Consider the following 6,467-nt stretch of genomic DNA (forward strand, 5'->3'; position numbering starts at 1 on the left):
GGTTTAACCTAGCCTGAAGGTGCCCCTACTGCGGTAGGGCTGCTTCGCTTACATCCAGCGCTTCCACCAGAGCTTTTGCTGCACATCTTCGGCATAGTAGCCGTAGCCATACCCGTACCCATAGCCATAGTTCAGTTTCGCAAAATCCACATCGTTGAAAAGGATCGCCGTATTTCGGATCTTCCCGGTTTCGTACTGCTGCTGAATGTTGGTCAGGAAACTTTTTAAGCTGTAGCCCTGGCGTACCATAAAAATGTTGGCATCCGCCAGCTGCATCAGTTCCATGCCATCGGACAGCAGGCCTACCGGCGGCGTATCCATGATGATGTAATCATAGCGCTGCTTCAGTTCTGCGACCAGTTCCTCCATGCGCCTGTTCAGCAATAACTCGGATGGATTAGGTGGTATATCGCCGGAGGGCAGGATATGCAGGTTTTCCTGTAGGGTATGATGGACGACCTCCTCTAAGGTGGCATAGCCTGCCAGGTAATTACTTAGCCCAAGGCTGCTGCTTACACCAAAATCCGTATTGTTGTTCGGCTTGCGCATGTCCGCATTTACCAGCAGCGTACGTTCCCCGGAGATAGCGAAAATATAGGCCAGGTTCTTGGCCGAGAAGGTCTTGCCTTCGCCGCTGATAGAGGACGTGATCACAAATATTTTTCCCGTCTTCAGCTGGGCATTTGTCATAAAGCGCAGGTTAGAACGGACGGTTCGGAAAGCTTCTGACAGTGCTGATTTAGGACTCTGGTCAATCAGGCTGGACTGCTCGTTCTTGTTGTGCCCGATCATCCCCAGCAGCGGCAGCGAAGTGAATCGCTTCAGTTCTTCTACAGTGCTGACTTTATTATTAAAAAAGTCTTTGAGGAATATCAGCGAAACAGGTATAGCCAGTCCTAAAATCAACCCGATCAGATAATTCTTATTAGAGGCAGGAGCCGTTTGAGCAGACCGAACCGCTTCACTTAATATAGTCACATCTGACGTATTGGCGGCCATGGCAATGCCAGCCTCTGCCCGCTTCTCCATCAGGAAAACATATAGATTTTCGCTCAGGTTATGCAGCCGCTCAATATTGATCAGTTTTCGCTCGGCAGTAGGCAAGGCTTGTAATTTACCGGCAGCCGTCGCTATCCGGCTGTTCAGATCGCGTAAAGCAATATTATTGGCAGTCTCCAGGCTGGACAGGTTCTCCTGTAAGCTGCTGCGCAGCTCGGAAAGCTGCTGCCGTTTTACTTTCAGTTCATTGCTAATGATAGGGTTAGCCTTGTTATCGTTCTGAGACAAGACAGCCAGTTCCCCCTGTATGGTCACTAATTGCCCAATTAGTCCGTTCAGTACAGGGTCGGAAATACCCAAGTTAGCCGGTGCCACTACCTGCTCCTGTTCTTTGCCCTGTTGCAGGTAGGTGTGCAGGTACTGGTAATATTTATCGTTCACCAGGAGCGTTGCCTTCGTATCTTCTAATGCCTTCAACTCCTGTGCCGTTTTGCTGCCATCGGAGCTTAGATCGAGCGTGGAATTGCTTTTTTTAAACGTTTCTAACCGGCCCTCTACAAAAGCAAGCGAATCGCTGATCTGCTGTAACTGCTCGTCAATAAAGTTGATGGTATTACTGCCATTTTTATTTTTTATCGCCAGATTCTGCTGCTGGTACGTCTGCATATGCGCGTTCAGAAAATCGATTTCTTTGGCAGGCGTAGGTCCAGTTATATTCAGTACCAGGGCGGAAGCGCCGCCTGGGTAAGGGGAAATACTCAGGGCAGCCGCATACTGGCCGGCTACTCCTTTCAGATCGTTCACCCTGAAAAGCAGCTCATTGTTCACCTCTGAAGCATCCTGTATTCTGCTGCTAAAGCTAAATGTAAAGCCATTTACCGTATACACCTTGCCGAAAGTAAACTTTTTACCATCGAAAGGAGCATTCCAACCCGGATTCTCCGTTGAGATTTGATAATTGTCCTGATCCAGAACAGTTACTTTAAACAGAACGCCATAGGGCTTTACCGTTGCGGCAGTATCATAGCTGAGCTGTATCGGGGAAGCGGCACCATATACCTCCGTTAACTTCACATTACCCTGCTGGTAATAAGTGACATCAAAGTGCAACTTATCTAAAGTTCGTAAGACCAGGGCTTTGGTTTTGATCAGGATCGATTCATCTGTCAGATCTTTGGAGCCCTGAAAAACTTCGGTACCGTACAGCAGGGCAGCCGCAGAGGCACCATCCTCCACGGGTTGGTTGATCATAACGGAGGAGGTAACCTGGTATTGCGGAATGGTATACCTGTTCACCAGGAAAGCAATCAGCAGGGCAACAGCCACGGAAGCCACGATCCAGTACCAGTATAAGAGGACCTTATGTAACAGCCGCTTTATATCCAGCCCGGCATCCTGCTGTTCTATCGTATTCTTTTCCAAGAGGTAATTCGTTTATTGCAGAAGGCGCTGAATAATTAAAGTTAAGGAGGAGACCACTGACAGTGTTAAAGCAATATTGGCAATGAGGTTCTCCTTTATATTTCTGGCCGGCAAAGGATCAACAACAAGCAGGTCGTTCGGCTGCAGGTAAAAGTTTTGCATGGCCAGCACATTATCATCCAGGATGCTGAACGTGTAGAGCCGGGCCTGTCCGTTTTCATAGCGGATCAGTTTGATGCGGTCTCTTTTAGCATAGGGCGTCAGGCCACTAGCCGAGGCAAGGGCTTCCATCACATTGATGTTATCCTGGTAAGTGGTGAACTGTCCCTGGCGAACTACTTCCCCCAAGATCGTATACCGGAAGGTAAGCAGGCGCAGGTTCACGGTCGGGTCGGAGAGATAAGGCCGCAGCGCTTCGGTTACTTTGATACGCGCTTCTGGCATGGTCAGTCCGCTTAGGTTCACCTTGCCAATAGCAGGAAGCAGGATATTGCCTTCCGTGTCCAGTGTATACCCGTCTAATACAGGATCAGTGGCACCGAAAGTAGCTACGCCGGTATTCAGAAAATTGTACTCATTAGCTGTCGTACTTTGCACCCGCAGCGACAGCACATCGCCCGGCTTCAGGGTATAGACCTGCGGTTTCAGGTCAAAGGTCTTGAGAAGTTCGTCTGCTTTGCCCTGGTTGGCCACCTGGGGGTTGTCCTGCAGTAAGATCAGCTTTTTCTGGGGTACACAGGAGGCGAAAAGCAGCACTCCGATCAGTATCCCAAACGCTTTCAGGGTGTTATGCATTCGTTTGGTATGCTCCTAATCGTTTCAGATAAACACAGGTAAGCAGTGTTTTGCTACAGCCACCTGTTTTTGAAGGGGTGAAATTATGAATTTATCTTCGCTTTCTACTTGTCTCCACTAAATAATTTAAGACCAGGAGCTAAAACTGCACTTCGATGCCATTGGTGAGGGCATACACAAAATTTGTCACCGGCACGATTGGGCGATCCTCGTAGGTACAGGTAAAATTTGTCCTGAACTTAAACCTGCTGTTCAGCTTAACACCAAGAGAGGCATTGCCGCTTACCCGGTTGCGCAGGCGTTCAATACTTTTGTCGTACCCGAACTGGTAATAGACGATCCCCTCCGCCCCTACCGCCTCGCTGAACTTGGCCTTCGCGCTCACATAATTCGTGCTCTTGAGCAGGTCTGAGATCTGAATGTTCTCCCCTTCCGGCTCCGGGTTCTGCCACTCCTCATGCTCGTGCATCAGGCCTGTGCCGGCATACAAGCTCACATCTTTTTCACGGAGCAATGCGATCCGAAGCCCGCCGCCTTCCAGGGTGCGCAGGTTCAGTCCCCGTGCTTTATCAGCTTGCAGCTGGGCAAATACTTCATAGGATAACTTTCGTTTCCGAAGAAAATTTACGCGGAAGTGCGAATAGCCCGTGCTGGCTACCGTGTTTCGCTGCTCTTTGGAGGTAAAGTTCACCAGCAGGTAGTTGTAATTGTTGATGAGCAGGTAGCTGTTGTGCGCAGATACATACGCCAGGTTGCCATCGAAGGTCAATTGCAGGTAGTTGTTGGGGTTGTTTTTGCCGGCATTCTGGTTATAGATCGAGAAATTTACGCCGAACTTTCCGGTCAGGTAATTGGTAGAATCCTGGTTCACGCGGGCGCGTTCAATATTCAGGATCTGCGCTTGTGCCGGGAAACTAACTAAAGTAAAATAGAATATTGCCAGAAGAAAAACAAGTGGTATAAAAAAACGCTGCATAAAATATACTATAAGCTTGTTAAGTAGCCCGGCAAAGTAAACAAAGGCGTTCGGGAAAAAGAAGCCTATACCGGAAAAACTAAGGTGCTGTTTAGTGTTTATAGTTAAGGTGTAGCACTTAACATCACTAAAGAAGTCGGTAAAAAGTGATTCTAAACGGCGGCTTTCATGAAACAAGTGCAAGGCACCAGCGGGTGCTTATGCCAGGGCTGCCAGAATTACATCATAATGCTACTCAGCTTCAAAACTTCCTGATGTCGCTTGAACAGGAAGTAAAGTAAACCCGGTAGGTTAAAAAACTACCGGGTTTAGCGCCACGCCAGCAGAAAGAATTCCTGGCTTACGTCTTTAAATTATACCCTTTCCCCGGAATCGCCTCCTTCAGATAGCAAGCACTCACTGCGTTAAGAATTGCTTCTTACGAACAATTTCAGCCTTTGGAAAGATAATCATCGTTACCTGCTAAACCATCCGGCAGCGAACCGGTTTTCTGTAGGATGGCAGTTCAACGGCAGCAAACGACCGGGGTAGTCAGTCGGTAGCCAAGGTATGCTCCAGCTTTTACCAATTTATGCTGCCTGTCTGAAACCCAGACGGCAGGCTTGCCGGATACAGAAAAGAGGAATAGCTTTCTGCTATAGGTATACCAGCAGAAGCAGTGCTAAGACAGAATAAACAACATTAATTAGAAAGGAATGTCATGGCCAGAAGTTCGGAAGAATTGATTCAGGTCCTGCGCGACACAGCGCAACGGCTGGCGCAGGGAGCGGCTTACCAGTGGGGCCATATGGGTAGCTGCAACTGCGGCCACCTGGCCCAAACCATTACGCACTACAGCAAAGGCCGGATTCATGGGGCAGCCATGCGGCGGCACGGCAACTGGCAGGAGCAGCTCCGCGACTACTGCCCGCTTAGTGGCCTGCCGCTGGACGAGATCATAGACCAGATGCTGGAAATGGGGCTTAGCACCGATGACCTGGCACACCTGGAGCGCCTCTCCCATCCGGCGATTACGGCACGTCTGCCCGCACAGCAAAAATTTTTGAAACACAATGTGCGCGACGATGTGGTATTATACCTGTACACTTGGGCCGAACTGCTGGAAGAACAACTGGAGACAAAAGCCACAATTCCTCAACGCCAAGAGCCAGCCATACTCGCAGCAGTACCTTATTAGCCGGGCAGTTTCCGCCGTTTATACTTGCAGCTTCCGCTTAAAAATGCCTAGCTTTGGCTCTAAAGCAAGCACATCCGCCCATGACTTCCAATGGAACTGTAATCGCCACAACGGCAACCTACGTGCATGACCTCCTAACCGGCGAAGGCTCCGGCCATGACTGGTGGCACATTTACCGCGTCTGGAACAACGCCAAAGCCATTGCCGCACAGGAAAAGGGAGCAGACCTGTATGTTGTAGAACTGGCGGCCCTGCTGCACGACATCGGCGACCACAAATTTCATAATGGTGATGAAACTGTCGGTCCACGTATGGCAAAGGAATGGCTGGAACAGCAACTAGTACCTTCTGAGGTAATTGCAGCGGTTTGCCTGATCATCCAGGAGCTGTCGTTTAAGGGGGCGGGCACCTCGTCGGCCATGAGCAGCCTGGAAGGGTGCATTGTGCAGGACGCAGACCGGCTGGATGCGATCGGCGCCATTGGGATTGCCCGCACTTTTGCCTATGGTGGCCATAAGAACCGGGAGCTCTATAATCCACATATTGCCCCGGTGCTCCACGATTCGTTTGAAGCCTACAAAGCCAGCACCGCTCCTACAATTAACCATTTTTATGAAAAGCTGCTGCTGTTGAAGGACCGGATGCACACGGCTACTGCCAGAAGGATCGCCACCCGGCGGCACCAGTACATGGAGGATTTCCTGGAACAGTTCTATGCCGAGTGGGAAGGAAACCGGTGAAATGCCATCGCCGCTCCTGTTTTTCGTGTGGTATACTTGAAGTAAAGTGGGCTTTATACTTATAAGATCTTTTTTTCTTGGTTTATCAGATGCCCTTGCTGTTCACCAGTAAGCTTAGGAGCCGGTACAATACCAAGATGATGCGGTGAAAGTATGTCCGGCGAGTTGATACTCAACTTAACTCCAGTTGCGCCTCTGCTGGCGAATGTCCTAATTTGTTACTATATTATTTTTAACCTAAACTGTAAGTACTTAGTCTTAAACACCTATTGGCCTTAACTTTAACGTGAACTCGGAAATTAGGCATTGATTCTGGCAGGTTTGAATTTACTGTTCTGCTCCAAGAAAGTGTAAGCTG

General features: G+C 49.3%; 5 protein-coding genes. 2 read left to right on the plus strand and 3 right to left on the minus strand.

Annotated features, from left to right (window positions below; genetic code table 11):
- Positions 1-48: 48 nt before the first annotated feature.
- From ABDW72_RS14565 to ABDW72_RS14575, 3 genes are all read right to left on the minus strand, one after another.
- Positions 49-2,421, minus strand: coding sequence for a GumC family protein (locus tag ABDW72_RS14565; protein ID WP_347159318.1), 2,373 nt, complete (start codon positions 2,419-2,421; stop codon positions 49-51).
- A 12-nt stretch (positions 2,422-2,433) separates the two neighbouring features.
- Positions 2,434-3,216 carry a polysaccharide biosynthesis/export family protein gene (locus ABDW72_RS14570; protein ID WP_347159319.1) on the minus strand — a complete coding sequence of 261 codons (783 nt, stop codon included), beginning with the start codon at positions 3,214-3,216 and terminating at the stop codon, positions 2,434-2,436.
- A 139-nt stretch (positions 3,217-3,355) separates the two neighbouring features.
- A complete protein-coding gene (locus ABDW72_RS14575; protein WP_347159320.1) occupies positions 3,356-4,192 on the minus strand; it encodes a DUF481 domain-containing protein in 837 nt (278 codons plus the stop codon).
- A 700-nt stretch (positions 4,193-4,892) separates the two neighbouring features.
- Here ABDW72_RS14575 and ABDW72_RS14580 point away from each other — a divergent pair.
- Both ABDW72_RS14580 and ABDW72_RS14585 read left to right on the plus strand, forming a co-directional pair.
- Positions 4,893-5,369 carry a hypothetical protein gene (locus ABDW72_RS14580; protein WP_347159322.1) on the plus strand — a complete coding sequence of 159 codons (477 nt, stop codon included), beginning with the start codon at positions 4,893-4,895 and terminating at the stop codon, positions 5,367-5,369.
- A gap of 80 nt (positions 5,370-5,449) precedes the next feature.
- A complete protein-coding gene (locus ABDW72_RS14585; RefSeq protein WP_347159323.1) occupies positions 5,450-6,109 on the plus strand; it encodes an HD domain-containing protein in 660 nt (219 codons plus the stop codon).
- Positions 6,110-6,467: the final 358 nt, after the last annotated feature.

This window comes from Pontibacter chitinilyticus (assembly GCF_039748935.1).
Taxonomy (GTDB): domain Bacteria; phylum Bacteroidota; class Bacteroidia; order Cytophagales; family Hymenobacteraceae; genus Pontibacter; species Pontibacter chitinilyticus.

Excerpts from the sequence above, each read along its gene's own strand:
- ABDW72_RS14570 (WP_347159319.1), bottom strand. The coding sequence starts at position 3,216 with ATGCATAACACCCTGAAAGCGTTTGGGATACTGATCGGAGTGCTGCTT.
- ABDW72_RS14575 (WP_347159320.1), bottom strand. The coding sequence starts at position 4,192 with ATGCAGCGTTTTTTTATACCACTTGTTTTTCTTCTGGCAATATTCTAT.
- ABDW72_RS14580 (WP_347159322.1), top strand. The coding sequence starts at position 4,893 with ATGGCCAGAAGTTCGGAAGAATTGATTCAGGTCCTGCGCGACACAGCG.
- ABDW72_RS14585 (WP_347159323.1), top strand. The coding sequence starts at position 5,450 with ATGACTTCCAATGGAACTGTAATCGCCACAACGGCAACCTACGTGCAT.